This window comes from Natronosalvus amylolyticus, from assembly GCF_024298845.1.
In the GTDB taxonomy this organism is placed as follows: domain Archaea; phylum Halobacteriota; class Halobacteria; order Halobacteriales; family Natrialbaceae; genus Natronosalvus; species Natronosalvus amylolyticus.
This window is the reverse complement of sequence record NZ_CP101156.1, coordinates 3,213,715-3,231,764: the sequence shown is the minus strand read 5'-3', so window position 1 is coordinate 3,231,764 and position 18,050 is coordinate 3,213,715. Positions and strand designations below refer to the sequence as shown.

Below are 18,050 nucleotides of genomic sequence, written 5' to 3'. Positions count from 1 at the left end.
GCTTGAACTCGGCGGGGATACAAAAAAGCCCTCCGTCCGTCGTTCGAAAGGGAAACGGCGACCGATGCACGCACCAGGTTTCGAACGTGTGCAAAACCTCGAGCGGGCGTCGTGTCGTTCGAATTTTAGCGACGACCAATCAGTTTCCAGTGTCGACAGCAGCCTCGATTTCGTCGTAATCGGGTTCGACGCCCGGATCATCGCTCACCCACGCGTAACTGATCGTTCCGTCCGCTTCGACAACGAACACCGACCGTTTGGCAACGCCGTAGACACCAAGTTCTTCAAAGTCCATCCGGACGCCGTACTGGTCGATTATTTCCTTCTCGAAATCGCTTACCAGGTCAAAGCTGAGGTCGTTCTGCGAACGGAACTCCTTGAGCGAGAACGGGGAATCGACGCTGACACCGTAAACGGTCGCATCGACTGCCTCGAAGGCGGAGAGTCGGTCCTGGAACGTACACATTTCGGTCGTACAAACCCCAGTGAACGCGCCGGGGAAAAACGCGAGGACCACCGGAGCTTCTGCCTCGAGTCGGTCCGAAAGCGTGATCGATTCGATGTCACCTGTTGTGAGCGGTGCAGTAAAGTCGGGCGCAATGTCGCCTACGTCTACCATCGCTTTGGTCTTCGGTAGGACAAGCATGACCGTTTCGTTTTAGAGAAAGTCACAGGTGGTTCCCTCAGTGGTTCGTCGAGCCTGCGCATGGAAGCCGAACCGATGGGTTCGGTTTACACGTCAACGCTTGACGGAGTGCTCAGGCGCAGTTCACAGCGCGATAGTAGCTATTGGAACGGTTTACACACCTATCGCGACGCAGTCTTGCGTTAGGTGTAAAATGCGTTTCAATAGCTACTGTAGTCTCTTCCCAAACGTCGACCGGTGAGTGAAAGCGAACCGCACTGCGTGATTTCACTCACAACTGCAGGTTTGGGAAACCACTGGGCAACGTCGGCGAATTTGCCAGTCATACCAACGAGTTCCCATCGAGCACCGACATTGCCTATTCCACGAGAAGAAATTTCGAGCAAGAGGCCTTCTCGAGCACATTCAGACCAAACTGGGAGTTCACTTGCCGGTCCAAAAAGGTTATAATTGCCAGCGGATAATCCTTGCACAGAGATGGTAGCCGAAATCGCACCGCTTGTCATCCCCGGCGTTCCCGGGGGTCCGGAGCTCCTGATCATCCTTTTCATCGCCATTTTGCTGTTCGGGGCGAACAAAATCCCGAAACTGGCGCGCTCGACGGGGGAGGCCATGGGTGAGTTCAAGAAAGGGCAGGAGAAAGTGGAAAAGGAACTGGATGAAATGCGCGAGACGGGGAATTACGACCTCGACGAGGAAGAAGACGACGAGTTCGTCGATACCGAATCTGTTACCGACGAAGAGTCGAGTTCGGACACCGAAAAAGAAACCGAGGCCAACTAATTTTTTCTCTGGGCGAGTGGCCTAGCGGAGAGGGCAGAAGGTTCCTAACCTTCTGATCGCGGGTTCGAATCCCGTCTCGCCCGTTTTCCTGTGAACGACACGTGAGCAGTGAAAACGACACAGCGGGTTCGGATCAGGGAGCGGCTTCGCCGCGACTGTGGTTCGAATTCCGTCTCGCCTGTTCGACTCACGAGACTCGTCTTCTCGGCGCGACGTTGCTCGAGACCGCGGGCGTTCGCTCACTCCCGTGTCGTCCGCCAACATGTACGCATCATATAGTCGCGGTGTAGCGACCGCCGAGTGTTGAGTGAAAGAGTACACCGTAAGCTGTACACTCGAGTAATTCGACGATACCTTCGACGCCCACAATCTCGTCGGTGCTCGGTATCTCGAGCGAAGGGGGTCGGTTCGAACGGACGAAGAAGTCAGACGAGACGTTCGAGTCGAACAGCCGAAAGAGACATATCTGTCATCGTGTGAGTGATACTAGTTGAAATGACGCCACGTTCACCGCAGTGTTAGTATCTTGATAGAAACCACAAAATAAAAATGATCATGGGAGAAATGATAGTCGACTACCTGGGTGAGTAAGGATGTGCAAGAGTGTGATGAAGCCGAATCAATCGACCGTCGACACGGAGCTACCGTCGTGGCGGGTCGAGATTATCAAAGATGGTAATTTCTGCATGAATTTTTTGACTGCTGAATTAGTGGAGGTCGGTAATGGCTATTGACGAGGGCGACCAATCCGACCCCGCAGACTATGCTGAAGCGGGGACGTCAGCGGCGGCATCCGACGAAACAGCAGCCGGAGCTGACGTTCGAGTCGGCGCGTACACCTGGGCTGATCTCATGGCTGAGTACGGGTACGACGACGAGATATCGCTTCTCTATCCTCACGGAACGAGCGGACCTGACGACCAGCTTGGCCTGGATACGGACGAAACGGGCGCGACCGTCCCGAGCGGCGACGACTGGAACCGCGTCGAGTTCGATCCCGAGGCGTTTCTTGGCTATCACCCGGATGAACTCCCTTCGCTACTCGCACAGACGTTCGTCCCGAACGCGAACGTGCTCAACGACGCGTTTCTCGAGTACGTCGACCCCGAGACGACACCGGTCGTCAAAGACGTCTATACCTGGGAACACTACAAATGGGAGTATTACTACGACGACGACGGCAGCCGGCCACGAACCAAGGAGGGGACAGTGGACCGATTCGACGAGGAGGAAGCACTCGGGTTCGAGCCGGATGACGTGCGAAATAGACTGCATGCGGGTGGCGCCGCAGCGATGGAACTCGACGACATCATCGAGGAACGAACGGTCAACGTCAGCGAAGACATCGACGAGGACGAGTTTTTTTCGACCGAAGACGGTGGAACGACTGTCTCGAACCGATACGACCTCGAGAAAGCCGTTCCGATGCAGAAAAAGCTCCATTTCCGCGAGGTCGAACGCTACTGGGTAAATAAACCCTATGCGTTCGTCATCATCTTCCACTCGGAGAAAGAAAACGAGAAAAAGTACTACGCCGTCGAACCGTATCTCAACGAAATCGAAACGGATCTACAAGATTTCCTCTCCGGAAAGCTTCGAACGGCGATCAAGTACTCTGACGACGGCCTCAAACACAAGGCCAACGAGGAGGGACGACGGGAAGTTATCGAAGAGGAAACTCGACGATTGCTCAAACGATACGATCTCTTCAAGAAGTCGGGCGGAAAGACCAAAAAAGGGTTCATCGAGTCTCTGCGGACATTGCTGGACGACGACGAGGAAGTCGAAGACGAAGACGGCCCCATCCAGTTAGATGGCATCGAAGCCAGACCCGAACCGGCCGTACTGGCCGACGACGCCGACACACTGAGTGAGTATCAGGTCGAAAAACTGCTCTATCAGCTCAAACGTAACTTCCTGGGGTACGAACGCATAGACCCGATCAAACACGACATCAACGTCGAGGACATCTCCTGTGACGGGTACCACTCGCCGGTGTTCGTCTATCACTCTGGATACGAACAGATCATTTCGAATATCTACCACGGTGAGGACGAACTCGACGACTTCGTCGTAAAACTCGCCCAGCGATCCGGTAAAGGGATCAGTAAGCGACTCCCGCAAGTGGACGCAACCCTCCCGGATGGCTCCCGTGCCCAGCTAACACTCGGGAAGGAAGTCTCAGACCACGGGACAAATTACACCATCCGTCAGTTCAAGGACGTCCCGTTCACTCCGATCGACCTCATCAACTGGAACACGTTCAGCCTGGACGAGATGGCCTTCCTCTGGCTCTCCATCGAGAACCACAAGAGCCTCATCTTCGCTGGCGGGACGGCTTCGGGGAAGACGACGAGCCTGAACGCCGTCTCCCTGTTCATTCCAAGCAACACCAAGATCGTCTCCATCGAGGACACGCGAGAGGTCGAGTTACCACAGCGAAACTGGATCGCGTCGGTCACTCGACCTTCGTTTTCTGACGACGATCAAGGTGACGTCGACGAGTTCGATTTGCTCGAGGCCGCACTGCGTCAACGCCCTGACTACATCGTGATGGGTGAGATCCGTGGTGAGGAAGGACGAACACTCTTCCAGGTGATGTCGACGGGGCACACGACGTACACGACGTTCCACGCCGACTCCGTAGACGAGGTGTTGAAGCGGTTTACCACCGACCCGATCAACGTCTCGAAGACGATGTTTACGGCGCTCGATCTGGTGTCGATTCAGACACAGACCCGTGTCCAGGGACAGAAAGTGCGTCGTAACAAGTCTCTGACCGAGATCAACCACTACGAAGCCGAACACGACGAGATCAACGTACAGGACGTCTACCAGTGGCAGGCGGAAACGGACGAGTACCTGAAGATGGGGGATTCGAACACCCTCCAGGAGATCCAGTTCGACCGCGGATGGAACCACGAAAAACTCGAGAAAGAACTGTTCAAACGCCAGGCGATACTCGCATACCTGATCAAAAATGATCTCAACACCTACGCACAGGTGGCCGCGACCGTCCAGGCGTTCATCAACGATCCCGATACAATCTTGACCCTGATCGCGAACGGCCAACTCGAGGCGAGTCTGGAAGACCTGCGGGAGATGGAGAGCGTCCTCATCGACGTCGACCCCGAAAAGGAGGAACTGGTCCCCCGACCGGACTCGACGAGCGAGACGTACAATCTCTCGATGGACATCCTCGAGCGGGCTGAAGAATCCCTGTTCGACGAATATAGGGGACAATCGACGCCCGGCCTCTCGTCCGCACTGGGTGACGTCGAATCGGCCGAACCGATCGAGGTCGATCGAGCTGACGTCGACGACTTCGACTTCGGGGGCGAAGTCGATGAATCCGTTACAGGTGACGCCTGGGATCTCGGCGACGGATCGGCCGAGTCTTCATTCGAATCCGGAGACGGACCGGCCTGGCTCGAGGAGGATGACGATTTCGGCGTAGGCGATCAGGAAGGCCAACCGGCGGAGGCCTCGGGTGCAGATGCGGAGCCAGCCGACAGCCAACCAGTTGATGACCAGACACGCCCCGCACTCGAAGCGGCGGCAAACGCCGACACTGGTGGGGCAGCGGCAAACGCCGACACTGGTGGAGAACCGATTGGTGACGACCCCGAGTCACCGACAGGACAAGCGGCTGATTCACCAGCCACAACCCCCGAGACGCCACAGTTGGATAAGTCACCAGCGACATCTCAAGCCGATACCGAGCCGACGCCTTCCGCAAGTTCAAACGACGCGCCACCACAACCGGAAGGCAAACAGGACGGCGAAGATGACGGTACCCTCGAGGGACTGTTCTCGAACATGGACTCGACGCTCGAAACCCTCGAGCAGGCCGATGCTACTGGTGATGAAACGCCCGGACGGCCGGCCGAAGATACAGCGTTCGATGGGCAAGAAGCGGCAGGCTCACTGAATGCAGGGCCGGACACGTCCGATTTCGATGAGATGTTCCCCGATCGGGACCTCGATGCGATCTTTGGATCCGATTCGAAGACAACCGAGTCGGCTTCGACGGAGCCTGCACCCTCGAGCGCGGACGAAGACTCGTTATTCGATGACTCCGCTGGGTCGATTTTCAGTGACGACGAGTCAACGGGTGACGAACCGAGCGAGAAATCGGATGGGACCAACGAGGAGGGGTCGTCCATCTTCAGCGACGATGATGCGGAGACGTTCTCGGATGCCGATTCCGAAGGCTCACTGTTCAGTGAGACAGCGAGTGACGACGAGTCGGAGGACGACACATGAGTTTACAGACGGGTGGCTCCGGCGATCAGGGAGGGGTGACGACGAGTTCCGACTTTCTCGGTGATGCGTTTTACCCCCTGTACGAGCGCTTGTTCAGCGAAGACGGGCAGTTCGTCAAAGATATCGAGTTGAAACTGGCCCAGGCTCGAATGACCGATACGGTCGAGATGTACCTGTCCCGGTCGCTCGGTATCGGCTGTATTACCGGGCTCTTTCTCTGGTTGATCGGCCTGATGCTTGGCTACGGGCTCTTTGCAACCGGTGTTATTCAGGTCGACACCATCCTCGGGTTCCCCGTCCAGAGCCAGGCGGTACTCGAGTTCATCGAACTGACCAGAATTCCCGCGTTAGTTCTGGCAACAGGCCTATTCTTTGGATCGCTCGGGTTTGCGTTCGGGTTCGGCACACTGGTCGCGATTCCATACTCCAGGGCGTCGGCCAGAAAACGAGAGATCAACATGCTCTTGACCGACTCCGTCTCGTTTATGTACGCGCTCTCCGTCGGCGGGATGAACCAACTCGAGATTCTCGAGGCGATGGCCGAAGCCGACGACACCTACGGAGAAGTCGCAAAGGAGTTCCAGAGCATCGTCCAGGAAACGGAGTACTTCGACGTCGACTACAAAACGGCGATCCGAAACCAGGCCATCGAGACGCCGAGTGACGAACTCTCACAGTTTCTGACTGACATGCTCTCCATCGTCAACAGCGGTGGTGACATGGAGAGCTTCCTCGAAGACAAGAAAGAAAAGCACATGCGGACGGCCAAACAGGAACAGGAGCTCACCCTCGAGACCCTCGAGCTGTTCGGCGAGATGTACATGACGCTCTCGCTTTTCCCCTTGCTTTTGATCATTATTATGGTCATTATGCAGATGGTTCCGGACGCCGAGGTTGCCGACGAACTCCTGTATCTGGCCGTCTACGGACTGATACCGCTCACTGGAGTCGGGTTTATCGTTCTGGTCTCGACGGTCAAACACGACGAGCCAGGGGATGGCTATCTCACGTTGAATAAAAGCGATAAACGGATCGAAAGCGCACGCCAGCAGGGATTGCTCAATCTCGGGTTGGTCGAACAGTACACGGGCAAGCACAAAGTCTTCGACCGGATCAAAAACCGAGAAGGGACATACGAGACGATCGAGGTGTTGCGACGGCCGCACATCTTCTTCCGCGATAATCCGCTGTTAACGCTCGCACTAACCGTCCCGGCCGCGCTCGTGGTCGTCGCCACGGCGATGGTGAACGGCTCGGCACCGACCTCCTGGTCGGGAATGCAACAGAACCCCGTCTGGGGGACGTTCATCTACGTTTACGTACCCCTGTATATGATCGCTATTCCCCTCTCGGTATTTCGGGAGTGGAACGTCCATACCAGAAACGCTGTCGTCAAAACGCTCTCCGAGGACCTTCGAAAGCTAGCCAGTGCGAACGAAACCGGACTCACGCTTCTCGAGTCGTTTCAGTCCGTCGCCGAGACGACCTCCGGCAAACTCGCCCGCGAACTCGAGATGATGCACACGAAAGTCAACTACGGAATGAGCCTCTCCGAGGCTCTGGTCGAGTTCAACAACAAGTATCACATCCCGCGGATGGCCCGGACGGTCAAACTCGTCACGAAAGCACAGGAGGCCTCGAACCAGATTTCGGACGTGTTACGGACGGCTGCTCGCTCGAGCGAGAACCACGACGACATCGAACGCGAACGGAAGTCACGGACGCGGATGCAAGTCGTCATCATCATCATGACGTTCATGACGTTGCTCGCCGTCATCGCCATCCTCCAGACGCAGTTTATCGGCACGATGGCCGACCTCGATACGGGTGCCGACGTCGATGCCGGCGGGGCGGCGGCGAGCCAGTTGGCTGATGCAGACTTCAGCGAGAATATCGACATCAACGTGCTCTCGCTTCTGTTCTTCCACGCCGTGACGCTCCAGGCGATCCTCTCGGGGTTCATCAGCGGGTATATCCGGGATGCGGACCTGTTGAGTGGCCTGAAATACGTACTCGTCCTCACGACGATCGCGCTCGTAAGCTGGGCACTGGTGGCCTGAGATGAATCGAGGACGAAGACCCCGGACGGTGTCGGTTTCGCTCGGCTCGAGAGGGCAGACCACCCAGGATTTCGCCGTCGGCATCGGTATTTTCCTGCTCGCGGTCGCCTTCGTTTTCTCGTACGTCCCGACGTTGATAACGCCGTTTTCGGCCTCGACGGCACCCGACTCAGCGCAGGCAGACCGGATCGCGACCGACATCGTGGCGAACTACTCGACGGACACGGCCAACGAACTGAACGCGACGATGCTCGACGAACGTAACGATTCCTCGATAGACGAATTCGGCATTCGCCAATCACTGGACGGAACGCCGATAGATCGGGTCAACGTCACGATCGAATCGTTCGATGGTAACCATTCGTACGCGTTCGGATCGGAGTACCGGGACCAGCCATCGGGAACGGCGACGCGGGTAATCACGCTCGATGACCCCTCCGAACTAGGCCTCGAGTGTGACCCAGCCTGTCGACTAACGGTACGGGTGTGGTAACCATGCGACGACACGAACCACCCACACGAGACGAACGGGGGCAGGCGTTTACCCTCGAGGGCTTTACCGCCGCGTTCATCCTGTTGATCGCCGTCCTGTTTGCCGTCCAGTCGGTCGTCATCACGCCGTCGTCGGGCGGTGCGGTCGACCGAACGGCACAGGCACAGGTCCAACAGCAGGTGCAAGATGCGCTAATCGTCGCCCAGCAGGACGGCAATCTGTCCGAACTCGTTCGTTTCGTCGATGTCGAAGAAGGCGAGTTCCAGTCGTTCCACAACGAATCCGACGGCGGCCAGGGTGCCTACACCGCGTCTGACTTCGGGAATAGCTCACAGCTCGGCCAGAACGCCTCGACGCTCGGGGAGATTTTGAACGGGAACCTCGAGGCCGGGCAGAACTACAACGTGGAACTGTACTACCTAGCGAACGAAGATGGCGAGCGCGAGTCGATCAGTCTGGTCGACGAGGGGGCTCCCTCGAGCACAGCGGTCACCGCGAGTTACACGGTCGTGTTACACGAAAATCAGTCGATCACCGCGCCGGACAGTGATCAGCAGTTGAAAGACATCACCGACGAAGGCGAGTACATTCCCAATCTCGAGGAGGGTGATGGACTGTACAACGTCGTCGAAATCAGGGTGACCGTCTGGTGATGGGGGACGAAGCCAAACGAGGCAACGACGCTCGGCACGATAGAGGCCAACTGGTGCTCATCGCCGCCGTCACGATCGCGTTCATCCTCCTCGGCGTAGTGGTCGTCTTCAACGGCGTGCTCTACACGCAGACGCTCTCCTCGAGTGCCTCCGGACAGGCGATGAGTGACGCCGACCGGAGTGCGCTCGAGATCGAAGACGGCGTCTGTGCGCTGGCCCACAACGGTTCGGTGAGTGAAGCGGATCTCGAGGCGCTCGAGAAACAGTACCAGCACAGTAAATCGGGGTCGACGGCGAGTGTCGTGTCACTCGATCATGATGGGACAGTCGGTAATGTAACGACAGTGAACGTGCGTTACGCCTCGAGTGACCTCGAGTTCGAAAGAGTTGTCGAGATCAACCTAGAAGACTGCCCGGATCATCCTGAAGAAGAGGAAGAAGAGGAAGAAGAGGAAGAAGAGGAAGAAGAGGGGTAAGATGATAGCTAAGCACCGAACTGACCGCGGCGTTTCCATCGCCATCACGCACGTCCTCACCATCGCGATTACTACCGTCTTGATCTCCGGCCTGCTCATCTCGGCAGGGGCACTCCTCGAGGGAGAACGCGACCGAAGCGCCGACCGCTCGCTCGAGACCATCGGCGAGCGACTCGCGGGCGAACTCTCGAAGGTCGATTCGATGGCGACGGATGACGACACGACGGTCAACATGACGGTCAACCATCCCGCAAGAGCGGCATCGGAGCGCTACACGGTCACGTTACGAGAAACATGTAATGAGGCACCGCTCCTCGAGAATGGAACCAGTTGTCTCCATCTCACCACCCAGTCCGGAAATGTCGACGTCTACGTCCCGGTGACAGTCGACGTCGACGGTGACAGCGAAGTCCACGGGGGCGCTATCGAAATCGTCCACGAGGATGGCGACATCAGGCTGGAGCGTGGTTCCTGATGTTCTCGAGTGAGCCACGAGCCGAGGGCCGTCACGAACGCGGGGTTTCGGAGGTGCTGGCCTTTATTCTCGTGTTTACGATCATCATCGGCTCCGTCGCCATCGTGTCGGTGATCGGCCTCCAGTCGATGAACAGCTATCAGGAGGGCGAGCAACTCAGGAACGCCGAACGGGGATTCGACGCTCTGAGTGACAACTTCAACGACATCATCAGATACGACGGGATCAAAGACCGCTCCGGCGAACTCAACCTCCGGGACGGCTCGATTTCGACCGATTACGAGGGGACGGAACTGACGGTTACGGTCGAACACACGAACGGGACTACCGTGTATGATGAAACCACGACAACCGGCGGCCTCGTCTACCAATCCAGCCGTGGCTCCGATACCATCGCCTACGAGGGCGGCGGCATCTTCCGCGGCGACGGCGAGGGAAGTGTCGCCCTCGAGTACCCGATGATACGGTGTACCGACGACCGGGCTGTCATCACGATCCTCGAGATCGAACCCGACGCACGAACCTTCGCGAGCAGCGAAACCAGCCGGATTTCGATCAGCGAGACGAACGCGACTCGAGAAACCTACACCAACGTCGACAGTGTCGAAATCGACGTCGGCGATTCCGAGTACGAAACCGGCTGGGAGATGGTCCTCGAGAACCGGTTCGAGGACGGTGACTGCTCGTTGGATGGCGGCACCGTCACCATTCACATCGTCGAAGCCGAAATCGACTTCTAACGACGTTTCGACCGATGCCCGCAGTCACGAAGGCCAATCCCCAGTCAACATCACCCGATAGCCCGCGCGAGCGCTCAGCGCCTCGAGGCGTCGGGCGTGATCGGTCACGGCTCCTGCCGTATTGATGTGGGTGCCGTTCGAGAGCGTTCGGTGGTTAGGCAGTCGACCGGCGTCGTCGCAGCCGACGAGCACGAATTCGACTTCGTTGTCGTCGCACTCACTCGAGTCGTCAGTGGCTGGCGACCACGGTAATCGAATCCCCGACAGGCCACGTTCGAACAGGAACTCCGCTGCGTGGGCAAGCGCCTCTCCTGAGTCGGAGTGCCCGACGGCTCCGATTGAACCCCGGTCGCTGAAGAACCTGGCAACGTACTCCGTCTCAGCCGCTTCAGCTTTCGGTTCGTCCAGGGAGTCGGGTTCCTGTCCCTCACCCTCCGCATCCGTTGTGTGGTCCGTCACCTGTTCGGTAGCGTCCGTCGTGCTAACGGGTTCCCCCTCCTCGTCGAACTCGAGCGTCGATACTGTCCCGGTGGGCTCAGAACCATCGCCCGTATGCACCTCACTCCCTTCCGGGCCCTCCGCGTCCGTTGAAGGTTCCGCTGACGTCCGTGTATCCTCCTGGACGCTTGCCGTTCGCTCGTCCGTTCCGTCCGTTTTGGTTGCCGCACTCGAAGGAGTCGCGTCACCGGATTCGAGATGAGTGCCAGCTCGCTGTGTATCTGCAAACGACTCGAGCAAGTGATCGAGCAGTTGAGTGACGGCCGCGGAGACTTCACGATGGTAGGAGTCGCCCGTTACGTCCAGAAGGTCCCGTGTCAGCGCGGCCTCGAGCGGTTCACGTTCAACCGCGAGTTTTCGGGCGACGTCACGGCGAGAATGGTGAGTGAGATGGGTTTCGATGGCCGGTTTTGCATACAGTTCCTCGAGGTACTCGAGCGTGGTGTCCGCCAACAGTGGTCCGGAGTAGTGATCGAGCGAGTCCGTTCCAGCGAGTAATACCACGTCTCGACCGTTCGTATAGATGGCCCGGTCGATGCCAGTCGCCGTGAGGACGCCCCTCAGTGCGTCGAGTCGTTCGCTCTCGAGGGTGTCGGACGCTGCTTCGACCGCGACGATTACCCCCGGTACGTCGTCGACCTGGCACACGTATTCGAGGAACCTGCCCGCAACGGTGGCGTTCGTTCGGGTGTCACCGTAGGGGTTCCACTCGAGTGCCCGGAGCAGCGAGTCGACGATAGCCCGCGTCTCAGGTAGCGACTGAGGTGGAAACTCTTCGAGTCGAGAGCGTGTTCGTTCGGCGAAAGTGGAGAGAGAATCGGCAGCCATATGGTAACTCGTCGTTCTGATCGGTAATATCGTCCCCCGTTCCAGTTAAATAATCTTCGATACTGGTAACTTTGTTCTCAATCGTGATAATGGTGGGTGAGGATTTAAGCGTCGGTGGGTCTGTCTACGACCGTATGTTAGGCCCGGTTCGGAAAGTTATCCCATCTTTCATCAGACGAAGCTATGCGCTGAAGTTCGCCATAGTGTTGCTGGTGATTGGGCTGTCTGTGGGGGCAGTGGGGTATATCGGAACGAATGAAATTGCAGGAGAGGTACAAACCCAGGTGCAAGAGGATTCGGCGGAGTTGGCCCAACAGGAGGCCAGAAACGTCGATAAGTGGAACCAGCTCAACCTTCAAGAGGTGCAGTCACTCGAGTCGGCAATGCCCGCTGAAGGCCAGGTCGAACTGGTCGGTCTCAGGTCAGACATTGAGGGTGCACACAGCATCCACTTCGTTGATCTAAACGAGGGAACCGTCAGTCAGAGTACGAACGACTCGATACACGAGCAACCGCTTGGCGCCGTTGCCCAGGAACACCAGTTGCTGTGGGCCGCAGAGTTTGCCCAGGTGGAAGACAACTACGAATCTAACTCGGATTCCTACCAGGAAGACGATCTCGTCTTCGGAGAGCCGATCGCGAACATGGCTCGTAGCCCGGCAGTGGTGCCTCACCGAGCAGCCGACGGCACCCCGGTTTTGAGCTACGTTATCGCTAACGACTGGCGAAACGAGTTCATCGTTCTCTCGCTCGAGATGGAATCGTACTCCCACGAGATGATCTACAACGAGGACAACGGCCGCGTCTCGTTCATCGTTATGCAGGGGATGGACGGTGAAGGAGACACGGTCGTGATGGATCCCAGCGGCGGAGCGTTCTTCATGGATTACGATGAGGACGATGTCGACCTCGCATCGGTCGGACTCGAGGGTGAAATATTCACCAGTTCGCAACCGGGAGAAGCCCTCCAAGCAGCGACACAAGAGGAGTTCCACGACGAGGGATACATCATTTCAGCGGCACGAGTCACCGAAGATAGCCCGTTTCTGGTAACGGTACAGACACCCGAGTCTGAAGCGTACGGGTTCGTACAAGACGTCCAGCAGTACGGCATCTACGCCTCGATTGGAGGCATTCTGTTCGTAATGCTCATCGGTGGAATCGTCGGTCGGAACACCTCGAAATCGATCGACCGACTGACCTCGAAAGCCGAGCAGATGGAATCCGGAGACCTGGACGTCGAGTTCGAGACCCAACGTGTCGACAGTATCGGCCGTCTCTATGGCGGGTTCGCCAATATGCGAGACTCGCTGAAACAACAGATTAAAAACGCCGAAGAGGCACGGCAAGAGGCCGAGCAAGCCAGGGCCGAAACCGAGGCGATCAACCGACATCTCGAGTCGAAAGCCGACGAGTACCGCGACGTTATGCAAGTGTGTGGTGACGGCGACCTCACCGCCCGTATGGACCCTGACACGGAAAACGAGGCGATGCGAGACATCGCAACCGAGTTCAACGAGATGGTCGGCGAACTCGAGGAGACGACGGCCAACGTCAAGGCCTTCGCCAACGAGGTGGCAACCGCCAGCGAACAGGTGACCGCCTCGAGCGAAGAAGTCCGATCGGCTTCCGAGCAGGTGACCGAGTCCATCCAGGAAATTTCGGACGGCGCCGAACGACAGAACCAGAGTTTGCAGTCGGTCAACCACGAGATGAACGGCCTCTCGACAACAATCGAGCAGATTGCGGCCTCTTCGAATCAGGTCGCCGACATCGCCGAGCGAACCGCCGACACAGGAAAGCGGGGTCGGGAAGCTGCTCAGGATGCAATCCGAGGTATGAACGAGATCGAAACCGAGTCCGAAGCCGCCGTCGAGGAGATCGAACGCCTCGAGTCGGAGATGGAGCAGATCGACGAACTGATCGAGTTCATTACCGAGGTCGCCGAGCAGACGAACATGCTGGCGCTCAACGCCAACATCGAAGCGGCCCGATCTGGCGATTCGGGCGAGGGCTTCTCGGTGGTCGCAGGCGAAGTCAAAGACCTCGCAGAAGAGACCAAGCACGCTGCCGAAGACATCGAGTCGATTCTGGGAACGATTCAAGAACAGACCGAACGAACGGCGACGGAAGTCCAGCTAACCAGTCAGCGTGTCTCCGAACACACCGAGTCGGTCGAGCGGGCGGCCGACGCGCTCGACGAAATCGCCGAGTATGCAGGAGAGACGAACACTGGTGTGCAGGAAATTTCCGCAGCCAGCGAAGAGCAGGCGGCCTCGACACAGGAGGTCGTATCGATGGTCGACGAAGCAGCGACGATTTCCGAGGAGACGACCGCGGAAGCCGAAAACGTCGCTGCAGCAGCCGAAGAACAGACCACCGCACTCACCGAAGTCTCCCAGAGCGCGAGCGACCTGGCCACCCAGGCCGCACAGCTTTCGGAAGCCCTCGACCGGTTCGACACCGATGCCGAACTCGAATCGGGTGAGTTGCCCGCAGCTGAGGATGCGATATCGGCAATGCACGCCGAAGAGGGTGGAACACTCCCAGCGGGCACCGATAGCACTGACGAAGCGCCAACGGACGAGGACGAAGCGGTGCCGGAAGAGACGGCGAGCGACGACGGCACAACGGACGACGCAGACGACGTGTTCACGTTCGGCGACGGAAACTAGTGATCGGTCACCTGAATCCTGCACGAAATCGTCCAGCGGGGATTTGATTTCGTACAGGATCCACCGTGCGGAAGCGTACTAACCCGAATAGCCGGCAACGAGTGAACGTTCTCTCGGGAAGGTGTCTCTGAATAGTGAATAGTGGTGATACTGTTTCTCCAGGCCATCAGTCCAGCAACGGCCACAAACATTAACATAAGAAGAAATATCACAGCAAACGTTTATTATTGGCCGGTGACCTATACGTGATATGGCTGGTGTGTTACGCAGAATCGTCCCTCGAGTTATTCGACGAAGCTACGCATTGAAGTTCGCGATTGTGCTCTTGGTCCTGGGACTTGCCGTCGGGGCCATTGGAGTCGTTGCGACCGACGAAGTGCAAAGCGAAGTCGAATCTCTCGTCCACGACGACCACGGAAATCTGGCCGTTCAACAGGCCCAGAGCGTGCGGAACTGGAATCTAAATAATCAGGATGCTGTCGAAGCGATGGCTCGCTCGAGCGCCATCGAAAGCGGAGATACAGACGAGGTACAGAATTACCTCGTCGACGAGATGACTGAACGCCACGGCGATGGCAGACAGTACCCGCAGTTACACTACATCAACGTGGAGACGGGGTCAGTCGAAGCGAGTACGAAAACTGACGTAAATCTCGATCCGGTCTCGGAGCTGGAAGGCGAATGGTTCGAAGAACTCGATGACGTCGATGGGACGATGATGACGGCGGCATACCAGAGCGGGGACCTCGGTAACGACGAACCACGCATCGCCTACGTCACGTCCGAGGGCGATCTTGAGGACGGCTACGTGTTAGCATACACGGTTCCGCTCGGCTACTACGAACAGCAGATGCGAGGGGGAGAGAGCGGCGTATCGATGATCGTCGACGAAAGCGGGACGGTACTCTTTTCCAGCCCATCCAAACCGACGACTGACGAAGTGTGGGTTGCCTACGACGAAGACGACCGACCACTCCAGAACGCACAGGACCTTTCGGCAGGTCGTGGAGACGGAATGGAGATTGACGGTGCCCATGGTGTTCTGACCGAGCGGAGTGGATACGGTATCGGCGAGGGCGAGAGCTACGTCGTCGGCTACGCACCCGTCCCAGAAACGAACTGGATTGCGCTGGTGCACACCCCATCCGATGACGCCTACGGATTCGTCCAGAACGTCCAACAGTACGGTATCTACGCCACAGGGGGTATCGTGTTACTGGTCGTGCTGATCGGTGCCGGACTCGGGTTGAACACGTCGAGAGCGATCGATCGGCTCACCTCGAAAGCGAAACGCATGGAAGAAGGCAACCTCGACGTCGAACTCGAATCGGCTCGAATCGACAGTATCGGCCAACTGTACGCTGGCTTCGACAGTATGCGCAACTCGCTGCAAGCGAAGATTACCGAAGCCGAAAACGCCAGAGCCGAAGCCGAGCACGCCCGGGCCGAAACCGAGGCGATCAACCGCCACCTCGAGTCGAAAGCCGACGAGTACCGGACCGTCATGCAAGCGTGTGGTGACGGCGACCTCACCGCTCGTATGGAGCCGAGTGAGCGTCACGAAGCGATGCGAGACATCGCAACCGAGTTCAACGAGATGGTCGGCGAACTCGAGGAGACGACGGCCAACGTCAAAGCCTTCGCCAACGAGGTTGCCACCGCCAGCGAACAGGTAACCGCCTCGAGCGAAGAAGTCCGATCGGCTTCCGAGCAGGTGACCGAGTCCATCCAGGAAATTTCGGACGGCGCCGAACGACAGAACCAGAGTTTGCAGTCGGTCAACCACGAGATGAGCGGCCTCTCGACGACGACCGAACAGATTGCGGCCTCTTCGAACCAGGTCGCCGACATCGCCGAGCGCACCGAACGGTCCGGCAAGCGCGGTCGCGAGGCCGCTCAGAACGCCATCGAAGGGATGGATGCCATCGAGGCCGAGTCCGAAGCCGCCGTGGCGGACATCGAACGCCTCGAATCTGAGATGGAGCAGATCGACGAGTTGATCGAGTTCATCAGCGAGGTTGCCAAAGAGACGAACATGCTGGCGCTCAACGCCAACATCGAAGCCTCGAGATCCAATGCGGGAGACGACGGATTCTCGGTCGTCGCTGCCGAGGTCAAAGAACTCGCCGAGGAGACCAAAGACGCGGCCGAAGACATCGAAGCACTGCTCGAGGCTATTCAGCAGCGAACGGCCGAAACGGCCGAATCGGTCACCGGGACGAGCGAACGTGTCGAAGCGAACCGTGCAGCCGTCCAGGACGCGGTCGACGCCCTCGACGACATCGCCGAGTACGCCGAGGAAACCAATACTGGCGTACAAGAGATTTCCGCGGCTACCGAAGAGCAGGCCGCCTCGACCCAGGAGGTCGTGGCGATGGCCGACGATGCGGCGACGATTTCCGAGGAGACGACCGCGGAAGCCGAAAACGTCGCTGCAGCAGCCGAAGAACAGACCACCGCACTCACCGAAGTCTCCCAGAGCGCGAGCGACCTGGCCACCCAGGCCGCACAGCTTTCGGAAGCCCTCGATCGGTTCGACACCGACGTCGAAACCGAACTGCGTTACGACGAAGACTCCCTACCTGCGGTCGATTCGTTCGAACAGAGCGAGTCCGAAGCCGCCCACTCAACGCCACCGAAACCGGCCGAAAGCGATGGCAATGCCTCGAGCGACCAGGACGACTCCGATGAACAAAGCGATGCCTCGAGCGACCAAGAGGACTTCGCAGCCGAAGGAACGGACGAAGCAGACGCGGAAAACCACGCAGCGGAAGAATCTGCTGAGGACGTGTTCAGTTTCGGCGACGAGCACTGACGGCAGTTCCGACTGTACAGTGCTCCGGAACGGGGTTCGTGACGGGCGAGCCTACCGCGAGAACAGTACTGATTGCTGGCTCTCCAAATGAGTCCTGGTCGCGAAGTATCCGATTGGCGACCTACGATTCGTGTATCGATGCTTCGTCGAGCCAGAGGTGTTCGTGGCCGTCGAGCGTCACGGTCCCGCTGATGAACGACATTCCACCCGCGGTTCGCTCGAGTCGTTGCGGATCAATCTGCCGACTGACGCCAACGTCATCGACGAGCCACCCGTAGTGTGCACCGTCGTCATCGGTCACGTCAAAGACGATCAGTTTCGGGACTTCGGGGCGGTCGAGCGTTCGTGTTGCCGATTCGAACACACGAGAGAGGTCGAGAACCCGAATGTTGCCATCATCGGTGGATATCTCGCCGGCATACCAGGGATCGGGTGCCTCGAGGACGGCGGTACAATCCCCGATGCTGAGTACGGAAGTGATGCGGCTCGAGTCAACACAGTAGTGCTCGCCCTGTAATTCGAAGGTGACGGCGCGTGTGCGCTGGGGACCGTCCGTTGACTCAGCCGGTGCAGACATTCATATTACAGACCTTGTCGGAAATAAATAAGTGTGTCGAGAGTAACCAGCTGCTGGCAAGTCGG

Annotated in this window: 13 protein-coding genes and 1 tRNA gene; 11 read left to right on the top strand and 3 right to left on the bottom strand. The window is 58.0% G+C overall.

The features are described from left to right. Positions 1 to 139: 139 nt before the first annotated feature. Positions 140 to 619 (bottom strand): redoxin domain-containing protein, encoded by a 480-nt coding sequence (locus tag NLK60_RS15080; protein WP_254808595.1) that lies wholly within the window; start codon positions 617 to 619, stop codon positions 140 to 142. A 504-nt stretch (positions 620 to 1,123) separates the two neighbouring features. On the opposite strand from NLK60_RS15080, the gene tatA reads away from it, so the two are divergent. From tatA to NLK60_RS15035, 9 genes are all read left to right on the top strand, one after another. Continuing rightward, complete coding sequence (gene tatA, locus NLK60_RS15075) at positions 1,124 to 1,429, top strand: twin-arginine translocase TatA/TatE family subunit (RefSeq protein WP_254808594.1); 306 nt, start codon at positions 1,124 to 1,126, stop codon at positions 1,427 to 1,429. A 10-nt stretch (positions 1,430 to 1,439) separates the two neighbouring features. Further along, positions 1,440 to 1,512 (top strand) — tRNA-Arg (locus NLK60_RS15070). A gap of 640 nt (positions 1,513 to 2,152) precedes the next feature. Next, positions 2,153 to 5,695, top strand: a complete 3,543-nt coding sequence (locus NLK60_RS15065) for an ATPase, T2SS/T4P/T4SS family (protein ID WP_254808593.1) — start codon at positions 2,153 to 2,155, stop codon at positions 5,693 to 5,695. Then, the gene (locus tag NLK60_RS15060) at positions 5,692 to 7,755 is read left to right on the top strand and encodes a type II secretion system F family protein (RefSeq protein WP_254808592.1); all 2,064 of its coding nucleotides are present in this window, start codon (positions 5,692 to 5,694) and stop codon (positions 7,753 to 7,755) included. Before NLK60_RS15065 ends, NLK60_RS15060 begins: the two co-directional genes overlap by 4 nt. Position 7,756: 1 nt before the next feature. After that, positions 7,757 to 8,248, top strand: a complete 492-nt coding sequence (locus NLK60_RS15055) for a DUF7287 family protein (RefSeq protein ID WP_254808591.1) — start codon at positions 7,757 to 7,759, stop codon at positions 8,246 to 8,248. A 2-nt stretch (positions 8,249 to 8,250) separates the two neighbouring features. Next, on the top strand, positions 8,251 to 8,901 hold the full coding sequence (locus NLK60_RS15050) for a DUF7288 family protein (protein ID WP_254808590.1): 651 nt from the start codon (positions 8,251 to 8,253) through the stop codon (positions 8,899 to 8,901). Beyond that, on the top strand, positions 8,901 to 9,377 hold the full coding sequence (locus NLK60_RS15045) for a DUF7261 family protein (protein ID WP_254808589.1): 477 nt from the start codon (positions 8,901 to 8,903) through the stop codon (positions 9,375 to 9,377). The genes NLK60_RS15050 and NLK60_RS15045 overlap by 1 nt, the downstream gene beginning before the upstream one ends. A 1-nt stretch (position 9,378) precedes the next feature. Continuing rightward, entirely contained in the window at positions 9,379 to 9,852 is a 474-nt protein-coding gene (locus tag NLK60_RS15040; protein ID WP_254808588.1) for a DUF7266 family protein, read from the top strand. After that, positions 9,852 to 10,592: a type IV pilus modification PilV family protein gene (locus NLK60_RS15035; protein WP_254808587.1), complete on the top strand. Its 741-nt coding sequence runs from the start codon at positions 9,852 to 9,854 to the stop codon at positions 10,590 to 10,592. The genes NLK60_RS15040 and NLK60_RS15035 overlap by 1 nt, the downstream gene beginning before the upstream one ends. A 24-nt stretch (positions 10,593 to 10,616) precedes the next feature. Here NLK60_RS15035 and NLK60_RS15030 read toward each other — a convergent pair whose 3' ends face one another. After that, positions 10,617 to 11,918 (bottom strand): ICP22 family protein, encoded by a 1,302-nt coding sequence (locus tag NLK60_RS15030; RefSeq protein WP_254808586.1) that lies wholly within the window; start codon positions 11,916 to 11,918, stop codon positions 10,617 to 10,619. A gap of 284 nt (positions 11,919 to 12,202) precedes the next feature. Between NLK60_RS15030 and NLK60_RS15025 the strand changes: the two genes are divergently transcribed. After that, positions 12,203 to 14,593 (top strand): methyl-accepting chemotaxis protein, encoded by a 2,391-nt coding sequence (locus NLK60_RS15025; RefSeq protein ID WP_254808585.1) that lies wholly within the window; start codon positions 12,203 to 12,205, stop codon positions 14,591 to 14,593. A 250-nt stretch (positions 14,594 to 14,843) separates the two neighbouring features. Continuing rightward, positions 14,844 to 17,408: a methyl-accepting chemotaxis protein gene (locus NLK60_RS15020; protein ID WP_254808584.1), complete on the top strand. Its 2,565-nt coding sequence runs from the start codon at positions 14,844 to 14,846 to the stop codon at positions 17,406 to 17,408. 121 nt (positions 17,409 to 17,529) lie between these two features. On the opposite strand, the gene NLK60_RS15015 is transcribed toward NLK60_RS15020, so the two are convergent. Next, positions 17,530 to 17,985 carry a chemotaxis protein CheW gene (locus tag NLK60_RS15015; protein ID WP_254808583.1) on the bottom strand — a complete coding sequence of 152 codons (456 nt, stop codon included), beginning with the start codon at positions 17,983 to 17,985 and terminating at the stop codon, positions 17,530 to 17,532. Positions 17,986 to 18,050: the final 65 nt, after the last annotated feature.